We start from the raw sequence: 23,099 nt of genomic DNA on the forward strand, positions 1-23,099 counted from the left end.
AGTGATATGTGTGATTAATTTATTTATATAAATATTTGATTCTAAATATTTATTTCAACTCACTTAATGTCATTATTCCGAAAGCGCCAAGGCGGGGCCCAATGCGGGGCAATGTTGATCCTGCGCAAGGCAGCCCCGAGCGGGCGCAGCTAGTTTCTCTCCGTCAAGCCGACAGGAGAGGGACATGTCCGAGGCAACAATCACGCCGGAGCCGGTGACCGAAAAGATGGTCGAGGCCCTGGTCGAAACCTTTTACGGCCGCGCCCATGCCGACCCTTTGCTGGGTCCGTTTTTCGCCGCCACCATCCCGGACTGGCAGGAGCATCTGGTCACCGTCGGCGCCTTCTGGTCGCGCGCCCTGCTGGGCACCGACCGCTACCGCGGCTGCGTCATGGGCGCCCATACCCACCTGCGGATGGCGCCGGCGCATTTCGACCGCTGGATGGCGCTGTTCGAGCAGAGCGCCCGCGAGACCCTGTCGCCGGCCGGCTACGAGCGGGCGATGTCGGTCGCCGGCTTCATCGACGAGCGGCTGCGCGAATTCGGCCGCCGGTCGGCGGCGGCTGCCGGGGTGGGCTGACCGGCCGGGTTGCGGTCTGGCAGGGGGGGCGATATATCCACCGCGCCCCTTGATTTGGAGTCCCTGTCCGATGCCGAAAATGACCTTCATCCAGCCGGACGGCAAGCGCGTCGAGGTCGATGCGCCCATCGGCCTGTCGGTGCTGGAGATTGCCCATAAGCACGGCGTCGACATCGAGGGGGCCTGCGAGGGCTCGCTGGCCTGCTCGACCTGCCATGTCATCATCGATCCCGACTGGTACGGCAAGCTCACCCCGGCCAAGCCCGACGAGGAAGACATGCTCGACCTCGCCTTCGGCCTGACCAAGACCTCGCGGCTCGGCTGCCAGCTGATCATGTCCGACGCGCTCGACGGTCTGGTGGTCAGCCTGCCGGCCGCCACCCGGAACATGATGTAAGTCGGCCCAGGCAGTCCGTCCGTGGATCCCCTGTTTCTCGTCGTCGCCCTCGGGGCGGCGCTGGCCGGTTTCGTCCAGGGCCTGTCCGGCTTCGCCTTCGCCATGGTCGCCACGGCGGTCTGGGCCTGGTGGGTCGACCCGCAACTGGTCGCCGCCATGGCGGTGTTCGGCGGCTTCAGCGGCCAGCTGCTGGCGGCGCTCACGGTGCGGCGCGGTTTCGATCTCAAACTGCTGCTGCCCTTCGTGATCGGCGGCCTGGCCGGCATTCCGGTCGGCGTCGGCATCCTGCCGCTGCTGGATGTGACGCTGTTCAAGCTGGCCTTCGGCGCGCTGCTCGTCGTGATCTGCCCGGTCATGCTGCTGGGCCACCGGCTGCCGAAAGTCGCCGGCGGCGGACGATTTGCCGATGGCGCGGCGGGCTTCATCGGCGGCGTGCTCGGCGGCATCGGTGGCGTCTCGGGTGCGATCCCGACGCTGTGGTGCACCCTGCGCGGCATGCCCAAGGAGGCGCAGCGCGCGGTGATCCAGAATTTCAATCTCGGCATGTTGGGCGTCACGCTCGCCACCTATATCGGCACCGGCGTGATCACCACCGCCACTTTGCCGATGCTGGCCATCGTGCTGCCGGCCATGCTGATCCCGACGCTGCTGGGGGCAAAGCTCTATATCGGCATCAGCGAGGTGGCGTTCCGCCGCATCGTGCTCGGCCTGCTCACCGTGTCGGGGCTGGCGATGCTGGCGGCGGCGCTGCCGAAAATTCTCTAGTCGCGGAACCAGGCCGGGTACTTCGCCCGGATCGCCGCGCTGTCGGTCAGCGACCGCGACAGATGGTGACGCAGGGCGGCGCGCGCATGCTCCGGGTCGCCGGAGTCGATGGCATCGACAATCGCCGTATGGTCGCCGACGATCTGCTTCGGCCGGCCCTCGATCGGCAGATACAGCCGGCGCAGGCGGTCGATATGGCCGCTGTGGCGCCGCACCAGCGTCCACAGATCGGGCACGCCGGCGGCCTCGTACATCTGGCGATGGAAGGCCTGGTCGGCATCGTTGAAGCGGGCGAGGTCGCCGGCCTCGGCCAGCGCAAGCTGCAGCTTCAGGATATTGCGCAGGCCGGCGATCAGGTCCGGGTTGCGCTGCTGTGTCAGCAACTGCACGGCTTCCGTCTCGATCGAGCGGCGCAGGAAATGTGCCTGTCGCGTCAGGGTCAGATCGATCGGGCTGACCCGCGTGGCATGCTGCGGAAAGATCTCGACCAGCGATTCTTCGGCCAGGCGGATCAGCGCATCGCGGATCGGTGTCGAGCTGAGGCCGAACTGCAGCTGCAGTTCCTGGCGCGACAGCACAGTGCCGGGCACCAGCTCCAGGGCGATGATCTTCTCGCGCAGATGCTCGAAAACCTGCGGCGCGGCCAGACGCGAGCGGTCGCGCGGCGGGGTAAGGGCGAGGCGGCTGACGGTCACGGTCATGAGGTCTTTATAGCACGGCCTGCGGTTTGACGCACTAATGCATTAGTGCTTTAATCCCGGTCATAAGAAGAACCACTGGAGGAAACCATGACCGCGAAGACCCGCTTCCGGCGCCTGGCCAGCGCCACCCTGCTTGGCCTTTTGGCCACGGCAGCCGCTTTCAGCTCGCCCAATGCCGCCCCTTACCCCGAGCGCAATGTCACGATGATCGTGCCGTTCCCGGCCGGCGGCGCCTCGGACATCACCGCGCGCAACGTCGCCGCCAGACTGACCGACAGCCTCGGCAAGACCGTGGTGATCGACAACCGCGCCGGCGCCAACGGCTCGCTGGGCGCCACGCTGCTCAAGCAGGCAGCGCCCGACGGCTACACCATCCTGGTCGGTTCGATCGGCGTCTTCGCCATCAATCCGGCGCTGTTCCCGGACCTGAAATACGATCCGCTGAAGGATTTCGACCTGCTCACGGTGGCCGTGCGCACCCCCAACGTGCTGGTGGCGCATCCCGGCTTCCCGGCCAATACGGTGGCCGAGTTGGTCGACTATCTGAAAAAGAACCCGGACAAGGTGTCGTTCGCCTCCTCGGGCACCGGCTCGTCGGACCATCTGACGGCCGCGCTGTTCATGCAGAAGACCGGCACGGTCGGCGTCCATGTGCCTTACAAGGGCGGCGGGCCGGCCATCGGCGATCTGATCGGCGGCCATGCCAATGTGTCGTTCCAGAATCTCGGTGCCATCGCCAACCATGTGCGCGGCGGCAAGCTGAAGGCGCTGGCCGTCACCGCCGACAAGCGCAATGCTGCGCTGCCGAACGTGCCGACCATGGCGGAAGCCGGCGTCAAGGATGTGGAGGTCTATTCCTGGCAGGCGGCCGCGGCGCCCAAGGGCCTGCCGGCCGATATCCGCGCCCGGCTGGAAAAGGACACGATCGCCGGCCTGAAGTCGCCGGAGATGACGGCGAAGTTCAACGATATCGGTTTCGACGTGGTGGCCAACAGCAGCAAGGATTTCGAGGCCTTCCTCAAGGCCGAGATTGCGCGCTGGAAAACCGTGATCGAGGTCGGCAAAATCAAGCCGGAATAAGCTATCCTCCCGGGGCGGGCAGCGATGTCCGCCCCGTCTGCTTTTTACAAGAGTCGAGACCATGGCCAGCAAGAAGAAAACCCCAGACCAGTTGCGCTCCGCCCGCTGGTTTGCCCCTGACGACCTGCGCAGCTTCGGCCATCGCTCGCGCATCATGCAGATGGGCTATGCCGCCACCGAATGGACCGGCAAGCCGCTGATCGCCATCGTCAACACCTGGTCCGACATCAATCCCTGCCACGCGCATTTCAAGCATCGCGTCGAAGACGTGAAGCGCGGCGTGCTGCAGGCCGGCGGCCTGCCGATCGAGCTGCCGGCGATCTCGGTCTCCGAAAGCTTCGTCAAGCCGACCACCATGCTCTATCGCAACCTGCTGGCGATGGAGACCGAGGAACTGATCCGCAGCCATCCGGTCGATGGCGTGGTGCTGATGGGCGGCTGCGACAAATCCACCCCGGGCCTGCTGATGGGCGCCACCAGTGCCGGCCTGCCGATGATCTACCTGCCGGCCGGTCCTATGCTGCGCGGCAACTGGAAGGGCAAGATTCTCGGCTCGGGTTCGGATGCCTGGAAATTCTGGGACGAACGCCGCGCCGGCAACATCTCGAACCAGGAATGGAACGACATCGAGGCCGGCATCGCGCGCAGCTACGGCACCTGCATGACCATGGGCACGGCGGCCACGATGATGGCGATCACCGAGGCCATCGGCATGACCCTGCCGGGTGCCTCCTCCATCCCGGCCGCCGATGCCAACCATATCCGCATGAGCAGCGAATGCGGTCGCCGCATCGTCGAGATGGTGTGGGAAGACCTCACGCCCACCGCGATCCAGACCCGCAAGGCCTATGAGAATGCCATTGCCGTTGCCATGGCGATGGGCTGCTCGACGAATGCGATTATTCATCTCATTGCCATGGCACGCCGCGCCGGACAGGACATCTCACTGGATGATTTCGAGACGGCGTCACGTAAAGTACCGGTGATCGCCAATATCCGGCCGTCGGGCGACGCCTACCTGATGGAAGACTTCTTCTATGCCGGCGGCCTGCCGGCACTGATGACGCGGATCAAGCCGCATCTGCATCTGGATGCGGTCACCGTCAGCGGCAAGACGCTGGGCGAGAATATCGCCCATGCCCAGGTGCATAACGACGACGTCATCCGCAGCACCGAGACGGCCATCTATGCCGAGGGTGCACTGGCAGTGCTGAAGGGCAACCTGGCGCCGGATGGCTGTGTGATCAAGCCAAGCGCCTGCGAGCCGCGCTTCCTCAAACATTCCGGCCCGGCGCTGGTGTTCGACGATTATCCGTCGATGAAGAAGGCGGTGGACGACGAAAACCTGGATGTGACTGCCGACCATGTGCTGATCCTGCGCAACGCGGGCCCGCTCGGCGGACCGGGCATGCCGGAATGGGGCATGCTGCCGATCCCGAAGAAGCTGGTGAAGCAGGGGGTGCGCGACATGGTGCGCCTGTCGGATGCGCGCATGAGCGGCACCAGCTACGGCGCCTGCATCCTGCATGTGGCGCCGGAATCCTATATCGGCGGGCCGCTGGCGCTGGTGCGCAATGGAGATGTCATTTCTTTGGACGTCGACAAGCGCACGATTACCCTCGATGTGCCCGAGGCCGAACTGGCGAAACGCAAGGCCGCCTGGACGCAGCCCGAGGTGCGCTACGAGCGCGGCTATGGCTGGATGTTCAGCAAACATATCAAGCAGGCCGACCAGGGCTGCGATTTCGATTTCCTGGAAACCGGGTTCGGCGCACCCGTGCGCGAACCGGATATCTTCTGATGTGGACGCTTCCGACCTCGCGCTATCCCGATCCGGCCGTGCAGGTGCTGGACGACAGTTTCCTGAAGCTGCGCCTGCGCACCGCTGCGGTGGAAAGACTCGCCACCGGCTTTCGCTGGGCCGAGGGGCCGGTGTGGTTCGGTGACCAGCGCTGCCTGATCTGGAGCGATATTCCGAACAACCAGATGCTGCGCTGGGACGAACAGACCGGCGCGGTCAGCGTGTTCCGCAAGCCATCGCATTATGCCAACGGCAACACGCGCGACCGCCAGGGCCGGCTGATCACCTGTGAACACGAAACGCGCCGGGTGACGCGCACCGAATACGACGGCAGCATCACCGTGCTGGCCGACCGTTTCGAGGGCAAACGCTTCAACTCGCCGAACGATGTGGTGGTGAAATCGGACGGCACGGTGTGGTTCACCGATCCGATCTTCGGCGTCAACAGCAACTATGAAAGCCGCAAGTCGACCTCCGAACTGCCGCAGCATGTCTATCGTCTGGTTCCCGCCACCGGCGACCTGACTGTGGTGGCCGAGGGCCTGCTGGGGCCGAACGGGCTGTGTTTCTCGCCCGATGAAAGCCGGCTCTATATCGTGGAATCGCTGGCCGCGCCCAACCGCCTGATCCATGCCTATGACGTGGTGAAGGACGGCAAGGCGCTCGCCAACAAGACGATGCTGATCGATTGCGGCGCCGGCACCTCGGATGGCCTGCGCTGCGATACGGCCGGCAACCTGTGGTGCGGCTGGGGCATGGGCAGCGACGCGCTGGATGGCGTGATGGTGTTCAATCCCGATGGCAGGGCCATCGGCCGCATCGCGCTGCCGGAACGCTGTGCCAATCTGTGCTTCGGCGGCGAGATGCGCAACCGCCTGTTCATGGCCTCGAGCCAGTCGCTCTATGCGCTGTATGTCGACACCCAGGGCGCAACGCTGTCCTGATTTTTTGCGAGAAGGATTTTTCGACGTGACTCTCAAGGCAGAAACCCGCGACAAGCTGAAGACCGTCAGCACCGCCACGCTGGCCACCGCGCTGTACAAGCGCGGCCTGCGCAACCAGTTCATCCAGGATGTGACGCCGCTCAATCCCACGCTGCCGACCATGGTGGGTGAGGCTTTCACGCTGCGCTACATGCCGGCGCGCGAGGACCTCAACCCGATCACGGTGTTCCAGAATCCCGAGCATCCGCAGCGCAAGGCGGTGGAAATCTGCCCGGAAGGCGCCGTGCTGGTGATGGACAGCCGCAAGGATGCGCGCGCCGCCTCGGCCGGCTCGATCCTGATTTCGCGGCTGATGGTGCGCGGTGTGGCCGGCGTGGTCACCGATGGCGGTTTCCGCGACTCGGCTGAGATCGCGCAGATGAAGATTCCGGCCTTTCACAGCCGGCCCTCGGCGCCGACCAATCTCACGTTGCACCAGGCCATCGACATCAACGTGCCGATCGGCTGCGGCGATGCGCCGGTGTTTCCCGGCGATGTGATCGTGGGCGATGCCGATGGCGTGATGGTGATTCCGGCCGGCATCGCCGACGAGATCGCCACTGAAGCCGTCGAGATGACGGCATTCGAGGATTTCGTCACCGAACAGGTGCTGGCCGGCCGTTCGATCAAAGGGCTGTATCCCGCCACCGATCCGCAGACCAAGGTGGATTTCGAAGCCTGGCGCAAGCAGAAGGGGCGGTGAAGGGCAGCGTTAGTATGCAGAGAATTCGCCAATCCATAAACCGTCATCCTCGGGCCCGGCGGCTTTGCCGCCATACATATATCTTCGCGCAAAGCGCGATGGCCGAGGATCCATCTGCCCAAGCCAGTATGCACCGACCGATGCGTGGAGGGTTGGGATGGACCCTCGGCACAAGGCCGAGGGTGACGATGTTGAGTAAGGCAGCCAGTGTTACTTCAGCGCTTGCTGCGCGGCGACCATCCGCGCCGTCGATGTCGCGCGGCAGATCAGCGTGCCAGACTCGTCCCATAATTGCGCCTCCAGGAAGGCGATGGTCCTGCCGCGCTGGATCACGGTTGCTTCCGCGATCAGCGGTCCGGGCCTGGCCGGATTGAGGAAACTGACCGCGATATCGATGGAGGCGGTGAACCAGGCGCCGTCGGTGGCGATCCACACCGCCGGACCCATCGTGTCGTCCAGCATGGCGGTCAGCAATCCGCCCTGGATGAAGCCGGCCGGATTGCAGAAGTCCGGCTTGCCCTGAAAGCCGATCCGCACCCAGCTGCGCGCGGCATCGTGATCGAGCATCCGCCAGCCGAGCAGGCGGGCAGAGGGTGGCATCGGGATGCGGTCGAGGGCGGTCGCGGTCATGGTGGCTCCTTTTGGCCCCAGCCTAGTAGGTGAGCCTGACAACGGATGTCAGGTACGCCGCTGAAAACGGGCTTGCGCGCCTCTAAAATTATTTTATATTTAAAGCATCTGGCGTTGCTCGCTGGCGTGGCGGCAGCATTTAAACACTTTTTCCTTGTGTATAGTTTATAAACCTTGATTTTGAGTGGGGAATGCGAAATATCGGCTGTTCAGCCGGCCGGGATCGTATTATATGTACACATATGATTTAGGACGTGAGTTCCAGCCAGCCCTGCTGTACTGCCGCGCTGCCCCGAGACAGAAATCGGATTCCTGAGCCCATGACATCCTCCGCCGCCGCTGCTGTCGTTTCTCCCGCTCCGTCGCATCCGCTGCTCAAGCCGGGCGGCAATCTGCGCGAGGAGACGGTGACCTACGTGCATCACTGGACCGACACGCTGTTCACCTTCCGCACGACGCGCGAGCCGAGTTTCCGCTTCATCAATGGCCAGTTCGCCATGATCGGGCTGATCGTCGACAACAAGCCGCTGCTGCGCGCCTATTCGATGGTCAGCTCGAATTACGAGGAGTTCCTCGAATTCCTGTCGATCAAGGTGCCGGACGGCCCGCTGACCTCGCGCCTGCAGCACCTGAAGGTGGGCGACCGCATCATCGTGGGCAAGAAGGCGACCGGCACGCTGCTGCAGGACAACCTGACGCCGGCCAGGACGCTGTACCTGCTGTCCACCGGCACCGGCCTCGCACCCTTCATGTCGGTCATCAAGGACCCGGATGCCTATGAGCGGTTCGAGAAGATCGTGCTGGTGCATGGCGTGCGCACCGTGGGCGAGCTGGCCTATGCGGATTTCATCACCCGCGAACTGCCGGAAAACGAGTTCTTCGGCGAGATGGTGAAGGACAAGCTGGTCTATTACCCGACGGTGACCCGCGAGGCCTTCCGCAACGAGGGCCGCGTCACCGACCTGATCCGCTCGGGCAAGCTGTTCAGCGATCTGGGCCTGCCGCCGCTGAACAAGGAAACCGACCGCATCATGCTGTGCGGCAGCCCGGCCATGCTGGCCGAAATGCGCGAGATGCTGGAAGGCCTGAACTGGCAGGAAGGCTCCACCACCGGCGCCGGCCAGTATGTGATCGAAAAGGCGTTTGTGGAGCAGTAAGGGCAGCCAGCTCCGGCGCGTGGGTGGCTGCCATCTTTCCATATCGTCATGCCCGGCCTTGTGCCGGGCATCCATTTCCCTCTCGGCTGGGGTCTGACCTGACAGAACCGGCGGATGGACCCTCGGCCAAGAGACTTTCCTGGGCCCGAGGGTGAGGGAAGAGGGCGTATGCATTTTTTGTCGCAGGACGCAGAGCGCGCTTGGCCGCCGCCACCGGCTTGGCTATCTTTCCCCGCCATGACCGCGAGTCGCGATTTCACCGCTTTCATACAGGAGCTGTTCGCCCCGCTGGGCGGCGTCAGCCTGCGTCCGATGTTCGGCGGCGCCGGGGTCTATTGCAAAGGCCTGATGTTCGGCCTGATCGCGGATGACACCGTCTACCTGAAAGCCGATGCCGACAGCAAAAAAGCCTTCGAGGCGCGCGGCTGCGGCCCGTTTGTCTATGATGGCAAGGGCAAGCCGGTGGCGATGAGCTACTGGAAGCTGCCGCCCGACCTGATCGACGATGCCGAGCAGGCGCTGGCCTGGGCCAGGACCGCACTGGATGTCGCCCGGGCGCAGAAGGCCGCCGTGCCGCCGCCCTCTCGCCGCATCACGCTGGGCGCCGCGCGGCGGCATCGGTAAGCTGCGGCCTCGGCAGGATTCACGCGGCGGCAGGCCGGCCGCGCACAATCGCCATCGCCTCGTTGAGCACGTCCTGGTCGCCGATATGGTTGGCGAGCAGCAGCACCAGTTTGGCCATCGCCTTCATCGCGGCGGCGTCGTCCATGCCTTCGGTCATTTTCACCAGCGCGGCATAGGTCGCGTCGCCATCGGCAAGATTAGGCTCGGTGATCAGCTTGCTCATGTTCGTCAGCCTCCGAGGCCAGGAATGATCTCGCCGCCGATCTCGCGCGACAGGCCGCGGAACAGCGCCACCGTATTGCCGGCCTCATCGCGCACCGTCATGTCGTAAACGCTGCTGCGGCCCGCCGTCTCGCGCAGTTCGGCGGTGGCGGTCAGCACCGTGCCGACGGCGACCGGCTTGAGATAGGTGATGTCGCATTGCTGCGCCACGGCAACACGGTTGAAGCTGTTGCAGGCATAGCCGAAGGCGGAATCGGCCAGCGTGAACATCACGCCGCCATGGCAGGTGCCGCCGCTGTTGACCATGTCGGGCTGCACGGTCATGCGCAGCACGCAGCCGCCCGGGGTCACCGAGACAAGCTGCACGCCGAGCCTGCGTCCGGCCATGTCTCGTTCGGCGACCAGCTTCCCGACGGTTTCTGCAATCTGCTGCGGGGTCATTTGCCGCTGAACTTCGCCGGGCGTTTCTGCAGGAAGGCCGAGACGCCCTCGATGAAGTCGCGGGTGCGGCCGGCGATCACCTGGGATTCGCGTTCGGCTTCAAGCTGCGCATCCAGCCCGTTGGTGGCGGACTGGCGGATCAGTTTTCGAATCTGCGCCAGACCGACAGTCGGCCCGTTGGCAAACTTGGTCGCCACTTTCATGGCAGCGGGCATCAGCTCGGTATCCTCGACGCATTGCCAGATCAGGCCCCACTCGGCCGCGGTTTCGGCCGGCAGCTTCTCGGCCAGCATGGTGAGGCCGAGGGCCCGCGCCGTGCCGGCCAGGCGCGGCAGGAAGAAGGTGCTGCCGGCATCGGGCACCAGGCCGAGATTGCCGAAGGCCTGCAGGAAGGTGGCGGATTTTGCCGCGATGACGATATCGCCGCACAGCGCGAGGCTCATGCCGGCGCCTGCGGCCGGGCCGTTCACCGCGCAGACCACCGGCATGCGGAAGGCGGCGAGCTTGCGGATCACCGGGTGGTAGCGGTCGTGCAGCGCCTTGCCGAGATCTGGCATGCCACCATCGGCGCTCAGATCGCCCGAGGCGAGATCGGCACCGGAGCAGAAGCCACGGCCAGCGCCCGTGATCAGCAGGCAGCGGATCGACGCATCCTGGTCGATGTCTTCCAGCGCCTTGAGCAGTTCGCTCATCAGTTCGAGGCTGAGCGCATTGAGCCGCTCGGGGCGGTTCAGGGTGACGGTGGCGATGCCGTCGCGCTTGTCGACGATCAGGGTGTTCCAGGCCATGCGTTTCTCTCCCGTTTATGGAAGAACGCTAGCCGATTTGTCAGGAGCGGAGAACCGTCTCCGTAAAGGTAAGGGCTTCCGTTGCGGCAACCACGCGGTTGCGGCCTTCGCGTTTGGCGCCGTAAAGCGCGCCGTCGGCCCGCTGCACGAAGCTGCTGAGTGCCTCACCGATGCGGTATTCGGCCACGCCGGCCGACACCGTGATGCGGCCGAGCGGTTCGCCGGACGCGCGCTTGACCAGTTTGCGGGTGGCGATCAGCGCGCGGATGTTGTCGCCCAGCTTCACGGCCTGGTCGGCCCGGGTGCGCGGCAGCAGCAGGGCGAATTCCTCGCCGCCGTAGCGGGCGGCCAGATCCTGACCCTTCACATTGTCGCTCAGCGTGCGGGCCACCAGCTGCAGCACGGTATCGCCGGTCTGGTGGCCGTGGCGGTCGTTGAACAGCTTGAAATGGTCGATGTCGAGCAGCATCAGCGCCAGCGGCTCGCCGCTGTCCTGCGCCGCCTTGGCGAACAGCGTCAGGGTCTGCTCGAAATTCTTGCGGTTGGCCAGCCCGGTGAGCGAGTCCGACAGAGATTCGCGGCGCGCCTGCTCGAAATGCTCGCGCAGCTGCGCGACTTCCGCCGTGGTCTCGGCGAGCCGTTCCTCCAGCGACTGGTTGCGCTCCTGCATGGAACGGGTTTCCTGCAGCATGGCGCCGACCAGCGAGCCGAAGGCGGGACCGTTGCCGTGCTTGTCGAGCCGGTCGGAGAAATCCTCCAGCTTGTCGCCGTAGGTGCGGGTGTCTTCCTCGGCGGCGCCGACGAAGTTGCGCAGCTCGTCCATCGCTTCCTGCAGCTTCTCGGTGGTCTCGCGCGAGGCGCGCAGCATGCGCGCCGGGTTGAGGAATTCCTCGTAGAGCTGCAGCGTGGTGTCGGGCGTGAAGGATGTGCCGGCGGCGAGCAGGGCATCAATGGCGCGGCTCAGCGCCGGGTCGCGACCGGCATGGTATTCGTACCAGATGGTGAAATTGATCGGGGTCGGCGGAATCGAGAACCGCGTCATGCTGGCTACCGCCGCATGGGCGTATTCCGCTGCCTGATGCAGGTCGTCGTGATACACGCCGCGCTCCCCTCGGCGCCGGCCGTTCTCCCCCGATCACAGGCCCGCGCGGTGCCTACTTTGCTGCGCTGGCCGCGCCCTGTCCACGGGTTTGCCTATGAAATTGCTCAGATGCCGAGATAGCGGTGCTGGATGTCGGGCGCGGCCTGCAATTCGGCCGAATTGCCCTGCCAGACCACGCGACCCTTCTCGATCACGTAATGCCGGTCGGCCAGCTTGGTGAGTGCCCCGACATTCTTATCCACAACCAGGATGGCCTGGCCGGCCTGCTTCAATCGCTCCAGGCATTGCCAGATTTCCAAGCGAATCAAGGGCGCCAGGCCTTCGGTTGCCTCATCCAGGATCAGCAGATGCGGGTTGGTCATCAGGGCGCGGCCGACGGCCAGCATCTGCTGTTCGCCGCCCGACAGCTGGTTGCCCATGTTGCCCGACCGCTCGGCCAGGCGCGGGAAGAGTTCGATCACCCGCTCGTAGGTCCAGGGCTGGCTGGCGCCATTGCGATTGGCGGCAGTGGCGATCAGGTTTTCTTTCACCGACAGGTTGGGGAAAATCTGACGCCCCTCGGGCACCAGGCCGACGCCGATCTTGGCGACGCGGTAGGAGGGCAGGCCGCGGATATCGGCATCGCGGAAGCCGATGCGGCCGCGCGACGCCGGAGTCAGGCCCATGATCGAGCGGATCGTGGTGGTCTTGCCCATGCCGTTGCGGCCCATCAGCGTGACCACTTCGCCGGCGCGGATGCTGAGCGACATGCCGAACAGCACCTGGCTGCGGCCGTAAAACGTGTCGATACCTTCGACGGTGAGCAGATCGGTCATTGCAGTCACTCCGCCCCCTGCAGACTGGGGGTTTCGTCGCCGAGATAGGCCTGGCGGACCTGCTCGTTGCGGCGGATGTCGTCGGGCGTGCCGGTGGCGATGCCATGGCCGTAGACCAGCACGGTGATGCGGTCGGCCAGGGCGAAGACGGCGTCCATATCGTGTTCGATCAGCAGGATGGTGACGCTGCCCTTGATGCCGCGCAGCATGGTGACCATGCGGGCGGAATCCTCCGGCCCCATGCCGGCCATCGGTTCATCCAGCAGCAGCAGTTTCGGCTTGGTGGCCAGCGCCATGGCGATCTCGAGCTGGCGATGCTCGCCGTGGCTCAGCGCGCTGGCGGTCACGCCGGCGCGATGGCTGAGGCCGACCTGTTCCAGCGCCGCCATGGCCGGCTCGCGCAGACCCAGGTCCTTGCGGGCATCGGCCCAGAAGCGGAAGGAATGGCCGTCATGCGCCTGCACGGCCAGAGCGACGTTATCGAGCGCGGAGAAATTCGGGAAGATCGAGGTGATCTGGAACGAGCGGGCGATGCCGATGGCCGAGCGCAGGTGCACCGGCATCGCGGTGATGTCGCGGCCCATGAAATGGATCGTGCCGGCATCGGGACGCAGTTCGCCGATCAGCTGGCCGATCATCGTGGTCTTGCCGGCGCCGTTGGGGCCGATCACCGCATGAATCTCGCCGGCGCGGATATCGAGCGAAAGATTGTCGGTGGCGGTCAGGCCGCCGAAGCGCTTGATCAGGCCATCTACCTTTAAGACCGGAACCTGCAGCGCGGGATCAGACATGGCCGGCCTCCTTCGCAGACGCGCGCCGGTCGGCCAGCCACTTCGCCAGCCAGACCAGCGCGAAGGCGGCGGCCAGGATCGCGGTGGGGATCAGCCAGTCGCTCTCATAGGCGCTGTGCACGCCGTAGAGCAGGAAGAAACCGGCGCAGCCCGCCATCAGGATATTGGCCTGGCCGCGCATCAGCGCGCCATCGATGCCGCCGCGGGCAAAGATCACCACCAGCACCAGGATCGGGCCGAACACGATCTTCCAGTATTCGGTCCAGCTGGACAGGATTTCCTCCAGCAACAGGAAGGCGACGGTGCCGAACAGCGGGCCGAACAGGCTGCCCATGCCGCCGAGCACGACCATGACGATCAGATCGCCCGAGCGGCTCCAGTGCATCATCGCCGGGCTGATGAAATCGGTGAAAGCCGCGGACAGCACGCCGGCCAGACCGCAGACCATGCCGGCGATCACGAAAGCGGTGAGGCGATACCGGAAGACCGGGAAGCCGATGGTAGCCATGCGGCGGTCATTCGACTTGGCGCCCTGCAGCACCATGCCGAAGCGCGAATTGACCGTGCGGTAGCAGAGATACAGCGCCGCGACGAGAACCGCCCAGCACAGATAGTAGAGCGTGGGGCGATGGTTGAGATCGATCAGGCCGCCGAAATCCGAGCGCTTCAGGATGGTGAGCCCATCGTCGCCGCCATAGGCATAGGCGCCATTGCCGAGATAGTAGACCAGCTGGGCCAGCGCCAGCGTGATCATGATGAAGAAGATGCCCTTGGTGCGCAGCGACAGCAGGCCGATCAGCAGGGCGGTGAGGCCCGACATCAGCAGGGCGAGCGGCCACTGGATCCAGGCGGCATGCACGCCGTGATGCGCCAGGATGCCGACGGTATAGCCGCCGATACCGATATAGGCGGCATGACCGAAGCTGACCATGCCGCCATAGCCCAGGATCAGGTTCAGGCTGACGGCGGCGATCGCCATGATCACGATGCGGGTGAACAGCGTGAGCATGAAGGGATCGTCGAAGGCTTCGGCGGCAATTGGCACCAGCGCCAGCAGGCCGAGCAGGGCGACGGCGATCATCGTGGTGACGGGCTTGTGCATGAGGGCAGGCATCGACTATCGGCTCCTCAGCGACCGGGCGCGGGGAACAGCCCGGCGGGACGCAGCACCAGCACGGCGGCCATCAGGATGTAAATCAGCATGGAAGACAGGGCCTGGGCGAGGGTGCCGGCATCCGAGGGATTGAGGAAACTGCCCAGCATGTTGGGCAGAAAGGCGCGGCCCATGGTGTCGATGACGCCGATGGCGACGGCGGCGATGAAGGCGCCGCGGATCGAACCGATGCCGCCGATCACGATCACCACCAGGGCCAGGATCAGGATGTTGTCGCCCATGCCGATCTGCACGGTGGTGATCGGGCCGCTCATCAGGCCGGCCAGCGCCGCCAGCGCCGAACCGAGGCCGAAGACCAGGGTGAACAGCAGCTTGATGTCGATGCCGAGCGCGCCGACCATCTCGCGGTTGGAGGCGCCGGCGCGGATCAGCATGCCGAGCCGGGTCTTCTGCACCAGCAGATAGAGGAAGCCGGCGCAACCCAGGCCTACCACGATGATGAGGAAACGGAAGGACGGGTAGGGCAGACCGGGCATGATCTCGACCTGGCCTTCCAGCCAGGACGGCAGCTCGATCGCCATGCCGCCGGCGCCGAAGACGACGCGGGCGAATTCGTTGAAGAACAGGATCAGGCCGAAGGTGGCCAGCACCTGGTCGAGATGGTCGCGGGTGTACAGGGTGCGCAGCGCCACCACTTCGACGATGATGCCGAGCAGGGCACCGGCCGGCAGCGCCAGCAGCGCGCCGAGAAAGAAGTTGCCGGTCCACTGCGTGAAGACCGCGGCGAAATAGGCGCCCATCATGTAGAGCGAACCATGCGCCAGATTGACCAGGTCCATGATGCCGAAAACCAGCGTCAGGCCGGCAGCCAGCAGGAACAGCAGCAGGCCGATCTGCAGGCCGTTGAGAAATTGCTCGAAAAGAAGCAGCAGCATGGTCGCGGGGCACTCGTCAGGTAAAGACCGCACCCCGGCGAACCGGGGTGCGGCAGTGGTCAGATCAGTCCATCACATCTTGCATTTGGCGGCATGCGGATCCTGATGCGCGGTCAGCACCGTGCTGACCGTGCGCAGATCGTATTCGCCGTCGGCGGTCTTGTAGACCTCCTGCTGGTAGACGTTCTGGATCGGGAAATGGTTGTTGCCGAATTTGAACGGACCGCGCACGGAGTCGAACTTCGCGGCCTCCAGAGCCTTACGCACGGCATCCTTGTCCTTCAGGTTGCCCCTGGTGGCGGTCACCGCGCTGGCGATCAGGTTGGCGGCATCGTAGCTCTGCGCGCCGTAGAAGGTCGGATTGTCCTTGTGCTTCTTCCTGAAGTCGCCGACGAATTTCTGATTGGCGGCGTAGGGCAGATCGGTGCCCCAGGTCATGGTCAGATAGGTTTCGAGTGCCAGGTCTTTCTGCAGTTTCAGCGTCACGGCATCGACGGTGAAGGCGGAATAGAGCGGAATGTCCTTCTTCAGGCCGGCCTGGTTATACTGCGTGTAGAACTGCACGCCCCAGCGCGAGGGGAAGAAGACATAGACCGCGTCGGGCCTGGCGGCGCGGATCTTGGAAATCTCGGCCGAGAAGTCGAGCTGGTCCGGCCACTTGGTCATGTCCTGGCCGACCACCTGGCCCTTGAACAGCGCCTTCACGCCATTCGTGGCATCCTGGCCGGCGGCATAATTGGGCGCCACCATATACAGCTTCTTGGCGCCTTTCTGGTTCAGCAACTCGCCGACCGCCATGTGATTCTGGTCGTTCTGCCAGGAGGCGGCGAAGAAATACGGGCTGCACTGATCGCCAGCCAGCTGCGACGGGCCGGCATTGGCGCTGATCAGGAAAGTCTTGTTCTCGATGGCAGGCTTGTAGGAGGCCAGCAGCACGTTCGACCAGATATAACCGGCGACGAAATCGACCTTGTCACGCTGCAGCAGCTTCTCGGTCTTCTGCTTGCCGACTTCCGGCTTCTGTTCGTCGTCCTCATAGACGACTTCCACCGGGATGCCGCCCATCTTGCGGCCCATATGGTCGAGGGCAAGCTCGAAGGCATTCTTCATATCCTGGCCGTAGGCCGCATTCGGGCCCGACAGGGTGGTGACGAAGCCGATCCTGATTTTTTTGGCGGCCTGGGCGGCAGCCGGCGCGGCCGCCAGCGGCAGCGCGGCGAGGGTCGCCGCCAGAATGGCAAGGGTGGTCTTGAAGCTGGAACGTGTCATCCGTGTCTCCTTCAGTGGCATGCCTATGGCCCGGCCCATCCTGCGATGTGCCGCTGCCGCACCGCTTCCGTGCTGCATGCCCTGTGGGAGTCCCCCGTCGAAAGATACTTTAGACATAAAATACTCTGCGAGGCAAACAGTCTTGTCCGGCAGACAATTCTGTCTTGATGCCGACCTGTCGTGGTGCCGATGCGAAGCGGGGCGCCGGCATTGCGCGGCGCCCCACCCGGATCGGGCCGTCAGACCTCAGAGATCACATCTTGCATTTCGGTGCGTTCGGATCCTGCAGGTTGTCGATGATCTTGCTGATGGTGCGGATGTCATATTCGCTGTCCGACACCTTGTAGACTTCCTGCTGGTAGATCGCATGAATCGGGAAGTGATTGGTGTTGAACTTGAACGGACCGCGCACGGAGTCGAACTTCGCGGCCTCGAGCGCCTTGCGGACGGCGTCCTTGTCCTTGAGGTTGCCCTTGGTGCCGGCCACCGCCGAAGCGATCAGATTCATCGCATCATAGGACTGCGCGCCGTAGAAGGTCGGCGTGTCCTTGTGCTTCTTCTTGTAGTCGGTGACGAACTTCTGGTTGGTGGCGTAGGGCAGATCGGGCGCCCAGAACAGGCCGAAATAGGTATCGAGCGCCAGGTCTTTCTGCAGCTTCAGCGTCACCGCATCGATGGTGAACACGGAATAGAGCGGAATGTCCTTCTTCAGGCCCGACTGGCTGTACTGGGTGTAGAACTGCACGCCCCAGCGGCTCGGGTAGAAGACGTAGACCGCATCGGGCTTGGCGGCGCGGATCTTGGAAATCTCGGCCGAGAAGTCGAGCTGGTCCGGCCATTTGGTCATGTCCTGGCCGACCACCTGACCCTTGAAGGTGGCCTTCACACCGTTGGCCATGTCCTGGCCGGCGGCATAGTTCGGCGCCACGATGTAGAGCTTCTTCACGCCCTTCTGGTTCAGCAGCTCGCCGACGCCCATCGGGTTCTGCTCGTTGGCCCAGGAGGCGGCGAAGAAATACGGATTGCACTGCTCGCCGGCCAGCGGCGACGGGCCGGCATTGGCGCTGATCAGGAAGGTCTTGCTGTCGACCACCGGCTTGTAGGAGGCCAGCAGCACATTCGACCAGATGTAACCGGCGACGAAGTCGACCTTGTCGCGCTGCAGCAGCTTGTCGGTCTTCTGCTTGCCGACTTCCGGCTTCTGCTCGTCGTCCTCATAGACGACCTCGACCGGGATGCCGCCCATCTTGCGGCCCATATGCTCCAGCGCCAGCTCGACGCTGTTCTTCATGTCGACACCGTAGGCCGCATTCGGGCCCGACAGGGTGGTGACGAAGCCGATCTTGATCTTCTTGTTGGCCTGGGCGGCCGCGGGCTGTGCCACGAAGGGCACTGCCGCGAGCGCGAGCGCGCTGGTCAGGCTGAGCAACGTCGAAACTTTCATGGATGGGTCTCCTCTCCCTGCACGGTGCCGGTCTGATCCGGCCCGTCGCTTGTTACTGTTATGGCCCCTGCCGCCTGCGAAGGATGGCGGCGCATGCCCCCGTACACGCACTGTACTCCACGCTTGCATGACACGTCCAAACGACCTTTGCCACCGGCGGCGGCTGACGGGCGGATGTCCGGATTATGCTGCCGGTTGAAGGTCTTGCGATTGTTCGGCGATCGCACGAAACCGTCTCGCGGCATTCCTCATCGTTATTATCGAGTAGGTACTATAATGCCGGTTGCCTGCCTCGCAAGCATTATTATGCATGTCAAAGCGGATGCCGGCGCAAGTTCCAGTCCAGGTTAGTCCCTTGGCTACCTTAATCTTTCCGCCACGGCAGCCAATGGACCCGGCGGAGCGAAGCTTGCACATTTGCGCCGTCATGCCGGCGATGCCTTTCAGCCTTCCGCCGCCTTCTTGCGCAGCATGAAGCGCTGCACCTTGCCGCTTTCGGTGCGCGGCAGCGCGTCGATGAACTCGACCTGGCGCGGATATTTGTAGGGGGCGATCTCGGCCTTGACGAAATCCTGCAGCAGCTTGGTGGTTTCCGGTGCGGCTTTGGCCTTGTCGCGCAGCACCACATAGGCCTTCACCACCTGGCCGCGCTCGCCGTCGGGCGCGCCGACCACGGCGCAGTCCTGCACCAGCGGATGCAGCAGCAGCACGGATTCCACTTCGGGGCCGGAGATATTGTAGCCGGCGGAGACGATCATGTCGTCGGCACGCGCCTGGTACCAGTAATAGCCGTCCTCGTCGCAGAGATAGGCGTCGCCGGTGAAGTTCCAGCCGTTCTGCACATAGGCCTTCTGGCGTTCCGGGTTGTCGAGATAGCGGCAGCCGACCGGGCCGCGGATGGCGAGGCGGCCGACCGTGCCGGGCGGCACCGGCTTGCCGTCCTTGTCGAAGATGCCGGCCTCATAGCCCGGGATCGGCTTGCCGGTGGCGCCCGGGCGGATGCCGTCGCCTTCCGAGGTGATGAAGATATGCAGGATCTCGGTACCGCCCAGCCCGTCGATCAGCTTGACGCCGGTGGCATCGTGCCAGCCCTGCCAGGTCGCCAGCGGCAGCGTCTCGCCGGCCGACACGCCTTTCTTCAGCGAGGAGAGATCGTAATTCTTCGCCATGTCGGTCATGGCGCGATAGGCGGTCGGTGCGGTGAACAGGACCGAGACCTTTCTGGCCTGGATCGTCTCCAGCATCTTCTGCGGATTGTACTGCTCGACCAGCACGGTGCTGGCGCCGACATGCATGGGGAAGGTGACCAGCGCACCTAGTCCGAAGGTGAAGGCGAGCGGTGGGCTGCCGGTGAAGATATCGTCTTTCGTGGGCCGCAGCACATAGCGGTTGAAGGTGTCGCAGATCGCCATCACGTCGCGATGGAAATGCATGCAGCCTTTCGCGGGCCCGGTGGTGCCCGAGGTGAAGGCGATCAGGCAGACGTCGTCCCAGGCGGTGTCCAGCGTCTCGAACTGGGCCGGCTTGGTCGTCATGCGGGCTTCCAGCGAGTCCGCCACGCCTTCACTGTAGAAATAGCAGACGCGCTTGAGATGCTTCGACTCCTTGAGGGTGGTTTCCATCTCGTCGCGCAGGCGCCAGTCGCAGATGGCGAGTTCGATCTCGGCTTTCTCGGTCATGAAGGTGAGTTCACGCCAGCGATACAGCGGCATGGTGGCGACCGCGATGGCGCCCACCTTCATCACCGCGAACCAGCAGGCGACATACATCGGATTGTTGGGCGAGCGCAGCAGCACGCGGTTGCCAGGCTTTACGCCGTAATCCTCCACCAGCACATGGGCGATGCGGTTGGCGGCCTCCAGCAGCCGGGTATAGGTCCAGACTTCGTCGTTGTAGTAGATCACCGGGCGGTCGCCGTGGATCGCGGCCTGCCTGTCGAGCAGTTCGCGGGCGCAGTTCATGCGCTTCGGATAGGCCTTCAGCTCGGGCAGCGTGTCCCACAGCATGACCGGCCACTGGTCCTGTGGCGGCAGATGGTCGCGGGCGAAGCTGTCGAGGTGAGCCGAAGGCTCGAACCGATGGACGGGGGCGTGGGTTTCAATGCGGGACATGACGAACCTCGGAGGCAGCAGGAACAGCGGGTTCGGCGATCGGGACGGGGAGGTCGATACGCACCGCATCTGACGGCGGCGTTGCACGGCCGGCGGCATCGTGGCCGCGGACGTAATAGGTGTAGCGCAGGCCGCCGAGCACGACCTTGTCGCTGTGCTTGGTCGACTTCACCGCTTCGGTGACGCGTGCGGCGCCGTCATCCTCGGCGCGATAGACATTGTAGCCGGCGATCGGCGCGGCACCTGCTTCGGCCTTTTTCCAGCTCAGTTTGACCTGACCCTTTTCGACGGTCGCGGCCAGCTGTGCGCCGCCCTCGGGCCAGCGTGGCGCGGCGCCGTCGGTGGCATCGGCCGGCGCCTGCACCAGGCCCTTGGGCCACAGGAAGCAGGTGACTTCCTTGAAATTCTCGTCGAGCTGCTTGCAGACGTTGCAGTAGATGCAGCGCACGATCTGGTCGCCGCGCTGCTGCTCCACCTTCTTCACCCAGTCGGGATCGGCCAGCAGCTGGCGCGCCATGCCGATCATGTCGGCCTGACCGTTCTGCAGCAGCGATTCCGCATCTGCAGGGGCACTGATCTTGCCGACCGAGATCACCGGCACGGTGAAGCCCTTGGCATTGATATATTGCTTCACCGTGGCGGCGAGATGCACATGCGGCAGCGGCGGATACCAGTCGCCCGGCATGCAGCGGTCGCCGGAATAGCCGGTGTAAGGATAGAGCGGCTGGCCTTCGCGATGTACCGCGTCCTCGAACTTGCCGCCGACCGAGAGCGAGATGTAGTCGACGCCGAGCTGCGCCATGCGCAGGGCGATCAGCTTGGCCTCCTCGACGGTATAGCCTTCCTTGATCGCCTCTTCGGCGAGGAAGCGCACGCCCACGGTCCAGTCATGGCCCACATGCTTGCGCACGCTGGCCATCACGCGGCCGAACATGGCGAGCCGGCCTTCCAGGGTGCGGCCGTCATAGTCGTCGCGGCGCGGATTGCGGCGCGACAGGAAGGAGGACAGCGTATAGGCATGGGCCGAATGCAGCTCGACGCCATCGTAGCCGGCGCTGCGCGCGCGGGCGGCGGCCTGGCCGAATTCCTCGATGATGCGCTCGATATCGGCCTCGGACAGGCTATCGATGGTCTGGCGCCAGCCCGAGCGCGCCACTTTCAGGAAGTGGATGATCTGCGGTACGACCTTGCTGTCAGAGGTGCCGTGCACCTGGTCGACCAGGTTGCGATGGCCGGGGATGAATTCGTCGTCCGACAGCCGCAGCAAAGGCCCGGACTTGTTGCTGTGCACGGCCGTCGCCTCGACGACGATGAGTCCGACATGGCCCTGGGCATAGCGTACGTAGCGGTCGATGATCGGCTGGTTGACGAAACCGTCCTCGCCCGACAGCCGCGTCACCATCGCCGGTACCGCGATGCGGTTCGGCAGGGTCACGCCATTCAGCCTGAGCGGTTCGAGGATATTCATGGCTGGGCCTCGCCCGCAAAAGCGGCATAGGTCTGACCGGCGATCACCAGCTTGTTGATTTCGGTGGTGCCTTCGTAGATGCGCAGTGCCCGCACTTCGCGATACAGGCTCTCCACCATGACGCCGCGGGTGACGCCCAGGCCGCCCCAAAGCTGCACGGCGGCGTCGATCACGCGCTGCGCCGCCTCGGTGGCATACATCTTGGCCATCGAGGCTTCGCGGGTGACGCGGGCGGCGCCCATGTCCTTGGTCCAGGCCGCGCGGTAGATCAGCAGCGCCGAGGCATCGATCTCGGTTGCCATGTCGGCGATCTTGGCCTGGGTGAGCTGGTAATCCGCCAGCTTCTGGTCAAACACCTTGCGCTCCTGCACACGCTTCAGCGCTTCATCCAGCGCACGCCTTGCGAAACCGAGTGCCGCCGCGCCGACGGTGGAGCGGAAGACATCGAGATTGCTCATGGCGATCTTGAAGCCTTCGCCCGGCTTGCCGATCAGGTTGCCGGCCGGGATGATGCAGTCCTTGAATTCGAGCCGGCCGAGCGGATGCGGCGCGATCACGTCGATACGTTCGGTCACGCTGAAACCCGGCGTACCGGCCTCGACCACGAAGATGGCGAGACCCTTGGCGCCCGGTGCATCGCCGAGGCGGGCGACGACGGTATACTGGTCGGCAATGCCGCCGTTGGAAATCCAGGTCTTCACGCCATTCAGGCGATACCCCTGACCATCGGGCGTGGCCACAGTGCTGACGGCGGCGACATCGGAACCGGCATCAGGTTCCGACATGGCAAGGGCTGCGATGCGCGTGCCCTCGGCGACGCCGGGCAGCCAGCGTTTTTTCTGTTCCGGCGTGCCGAACAGGCTGATCGGGCCGGAGCCCAGTCCCTGCATCACGAAGGAGAAATCGGCCAGCCCGTGATGGTAGGCGAGGATTTCGCGTGCCAGTGCGAGGCTGCGCACTTCCAGCCGGTCATACGTACCGCCGCCATCCTTCGGCACGGTGAGGCGCAGGAAACCGGCGGCCCCCAGACGTGCGACAAAGCCGCGGCAGACATTGTCGATATCGGCGCTCTCGTCGTGATGCCCGGCGTGTTTCTTCGCCCAGGCCTGCAGCTCGGCGGCCAGGGCGCGATGGCGATCCTCGAAAAACGGCCAGGTGAGGTAGCTTTTGTCGGCCAT

The 23,099-nt window shown here is 64.4% G+C and carries 24 protein-coding genes; 9 read left to right on the top strand and 15 right to left on the bottom strand.

The features are described from left to right. Nucleotides 1-184: 184 nt before the first annotated feature. From OJJ21_RS17925 to OJJ21_RS17935, 3 genes are all read left to right on the top strand, one after another. Nucleotides 185-580, top strand: a complete 396-nt coding sequence (locus OJJ21_RS17925) for a group III truncated hemoglobin (RefSeq protein ID WP_297688344.1) — start codon at nt 185-187, stop codon at nt 578-580. Nucleotides 581-650: 70 nt separating this feature from the next. Continuing rightward, entirely contained in the window at nt 651-977 is a 327-nt protein-coding gene (locus tag OJJ21_RS17930) for a ferredoxin family 2Fe-2S iron-sulfur cluster binding protein (RefSeq protein WP_297688346.1), read from the top strand. A gap of 21 nt (nt 978-998) precedes the next feature. After that, complete coding sequence (locus OJJ21_RS17935; RefSeq protein ID WP_297688347.1) at nt 999-1,742, top strand: sulfite exporter TauE/SafE family protein; 744 nt, start codon at nt 999-1,001, stop codon at nt 1,740-1,742. Here the strand turns inward: OJJ21_RS17935 and OJJ21_RS17940 are convergent. Then, nucleotides 1,739-2,443 carry a GntR family transcriptional regulator gene (locus OJJ21_RS17940; RefSeq protein ID WP_297688349.1) on the bottom strand — a complete coding sequence of 235 codons (705 nt, stop codon included), beginning with the start codon at nt 2,441-2,443 and terminating at the stop codon, nt 1,739-1,741. The two genes, OJJ21_RS17935 and OJJ21_RS17940, sit on opposite strands and share 4 nt — an antisense overlap. Nucleotides 2,444-2,530: 87 nt before the next feature. Between OJJ21_RS17940 and OJJ21_RS17945 the strand changes: the two genes are divergently transcribed. The 4 genes from OJJ21_RS17945 to OJJ21_RS17960 all read left to right on the top strand — a co-directional run bounded on the left by OJJ21_RS17945 (nt 2,531) and on the right by OJJ21_RS17960 (nt 7,010). Next, the gene (locus tag OJJ21_RS17945; protein ID WP_297688351.1) at nt 2,531-3,523 is read left to right on the top strand and encodes a tripartite tricarboxylate transporter substrate binding protein; all 993 of its coding nucleotides are present in this window, start codon (nt 2,531-2,533) and stop codon (nt 3,521-3,523) included. A 61-nt stretch (nt 3,524-3,584) separates the two neighbouring features. After that, nucleotides 3,585-5,324 (top strand): L-arabinonate dehydratase, encoded by a 1,740-nt coding sequence (araD, locus tag OJJ21_RS17950; RefSeq protein WP_297688353.1) that lies wholly within the window; start codon nt 3,585-3,587, stop codon nt 5,322-5,324. After that, a complete protein-coding gene (locus tag OJJ21_RS17955) occupies nt 5,324-6,268 on the top strand; it encodes an SMP-30/gluconolactonase/LRE family protein (protein ID WP_297688355.1) in 945 nt (314 codons plus the stop codon). Before araD ends, OJJ21_RS17955 begins: the two co-directional genes overlap by 1 nt. 25 nt (nt 6,269-6,293) lie before the next feature. Next, nucleotides 6,294-7,010, top strand: coding sequence for a ribonuclease activity regulator RraA (locus OJJ21_RS17960; RefSeq protein ID WP_297688356.1), 717 nt, complete (start codon nt 6,294-6,296; stop codon nt 7,008-7,010). A gap of 210 nt (nt 7,011-7,220) precedes the next feature. On the opposite strand, the gene OJJ21_RS17965 is transcribed toward OJJ21_RS17960, so the two are convergent. Next, the gene (locus OJJ21_RS17965; protein WP_297688358.1) at nt 7,221-7,640 is read right to left on the bottom strand and encodes a PaaI family thioesterase; all 420 of its coding nucleotides are present in this window, start codon (nt 7,638-7,640) and stop codon (nt 7,221-7,223) included. Nucleotides 7,641-7,960: 320 nt separating this feature from the next. On the opposite strand from OJJ21_RS17965, the gene OJJ21_RS17970 reads away from it, so the two are divergent. Further along, nucleotides 7,961-8,797: a ferredoxin--NADP reductase gene (locus tag OJJ21_RS17970; protein ID WP_297688360.1), complete on the top strand. Its 837-nt coding sequence runs from the start codon at nt 7,961-7,963 to the stop codon at nt 8,795-8,797. Nucleotides 8,798-9,034: 237 nt separating this feature from the next. Then, a complete protein-coding gene (locus OJJ21_RS17975; protein ID WP_297688362.1) occupies nt 9,035-9,421 on the top strand; it encodes a TfoX/Sxy family protein in 387 nt (128 codons plus the stop codon). 19 nt (nt 9,422-9,440) lie between these two features. Here the strand turns inward: OJJ21_RS17975 and OJJ21_RS17980 are convergent, their stop codons facing one another. The 13 genes from OJJ21_RS17980 to OJJ21_RS18040 all read right to left on the bottom strand — a co-directional run bounded on the left by OJJ21_RS17980 (nt 9,441) and on the right by OJJ21_RS18040 (nt 23,099). After that, nucleotides 9,441-9,644 carry a DUF2783 domain-containing protein gene (locus OJJ21_RS17980; RefSeq protein WP_297688364.1) on the bottom strand — a complete coding sequence of 68 codons (204 nt, stop codon included), beginning with the start codon at nt 9,642-9,644 and terminating at the stop codon, nt 9,441-9,443. A gap of 5 nt (nt 9,645-9,649) precedes the next feature. Next, a complete protein-coding gene (gene paaI, locus OJJ21_RS17985) occupies nt 9,650-10,084 on the bottom strand; it encodes a hydroxyphenylacetyl-CoA thioesterase PaaI (RefSeq protein WP_297688366.1) in 435 nt (144 codons plus the stop codon). After that, nucleotides 10,081-10,872, bottom strand: coding sequence for an enoyl-CoA hydratase-related protein (locus tag OJJ21_RS17990; protein ID WP_297688368.1), 792 nt, complete (start codon nt 10,870-10,872; stop codon nt 10,081-10,083). Before OJJ21_RS17990 ends, paaI begins: the two co-directional genes overlap by 4 nt. A gap of 40 nt (nt 10,873-10,912) precedes the next feature. Then, a complete protein-coding gene (locus OJJ21_RS17995) occupies nt 10,913-11,971 on the bottom strand; it encodes a GGDEF domain-containing protein (RefSeq protein WP_297688369.1) in 1,059 nt (352 codons plus the stop codon). Nucleotides 11,972-12,078: 107 nt separating this feature from the next. Beyond that, the gene (locus tag OJJ21_RS18000; protein WP_366093291.1) at nt 12,079-12,780 is read right to left on the bottom strand and encodes an ABC transporter ATP-binding protein; all 702 of its coding nucleotides are present in this window, start codon (nt 12,778-12,780) and stop codon (nt 12,079-12,081) included. A gap of 14 nt (nt 12,781-12,794) precedes the next feature. After that, nucleotides 12,795-13,580, bottom strand: coding sequence for an ABC transporter ATP-binding protein (locus OJJ21_RS18005; protein ID WP_297688373.1), 786 nt, complete (start codon nt 13,578-13,580; stop codon nt 12,795-12,797). Further along, the gene (locus OJJ21_RS18010) at nt 13,573-14,694 is read right to left on the bottom strand and encodes a branched-chain amino acid ABC transporter permease (protein ID WP_297688375.1); all 1,122 of its coding nucleotides are present in this window, start codon (nt 14,692-14,694) and stop codon (nt 13,573-13,575) included. The genes OJJ21_RS18005 and OJJ21_RS18010 overlap by 8 nt, the downstream gene beginning before the upstream one ends. A gap of 14 nt (nt 14,695-14,708) precedes the next feature. Next, entirely contained in the window at nt 14,709-15,629 is a 921-nt protein-coding gene (locus OJJ21_RS18015; protein ID WP_297688377.1) for a branched-chain amino acid ABC transporter permease, read from the bottom strand. 72 nt (nt 15,630-15,701) lie between these two features. Then, nucleotides 15,702-16,898, bottom strand: coding sequence for an ABC transporter substrate-binding protein (locus tag OJJ21_RS18020; RefSeq protein ID WP_297688379.1), 1,197 nt, complete (start codon nt 16,896-16,898; stop codon nt 15,702-15,704). Nucleotides 16,899-17,151: 253 nt separating this feature from the next. Beyond that, nucleotides 17,152-18,342, bottom strand: coding sequence for an ABC transporter substrate-binding protein (locus OJJ21_RS18025; RefSeq protein ID WP_297688381.1), 1,191 nt, complete (start codon nt 18,340-18,342; stop codon nt 17,152-17,154). 443 nt (nt 18,343-18,785) lie between these two features. Then, nucleotides 18,786-20,453 carry an AMP-binding protein gene (locus tag OJJ21_RS18030; RefSeq protein ID WP_297688383.1) on the bottom strand — a complete coding sequence of 556 codons (1,668 nt, stop codon included), beginning with the start codon at nt 20,451-20,453 and terminating at the stop codon, nt 18,786-18,788. After that, the gene (locus tag OJJ21_RS18035; protein WP_297688385.1) at nt 20,440-21,921 is read right to left on the bottom strand and encodes an NADH:flavin oxidoreductase; all 1,482 of its coding nucleotides are present in this window, start codon (nt 21,919-21,921) and stop codon (nt 20,440-20,442) included. Before OJJ21_RS18035 ends, OJJ21_RS18030 begins: the two co-directional genes overlap by 14 nt. Next, nucleotides 21,918-23,099, bottom strand: coding sequence for an acyl-CoA dehydrogenase family protein (locus OJJ21_RS18040; RefSeq protein WP_297688387.1), 1,182 nt, complete (start codon nt 23,097-23,099; stop codon nt 21,918-21,920). Before OJJ21_RS18040 ends, OJJ21_RS18035 begins: the two co-directional genes overlap by 4 nt.

Source organism: Ferrovibrio sp. (assembly GCF_025869515.1).
Lineage (GTDB): Bacteria > Pseudomonadota > Alphaproteobacteria > Ferrovibrionales > Ferrovibrionaceae > Ferrovibrio.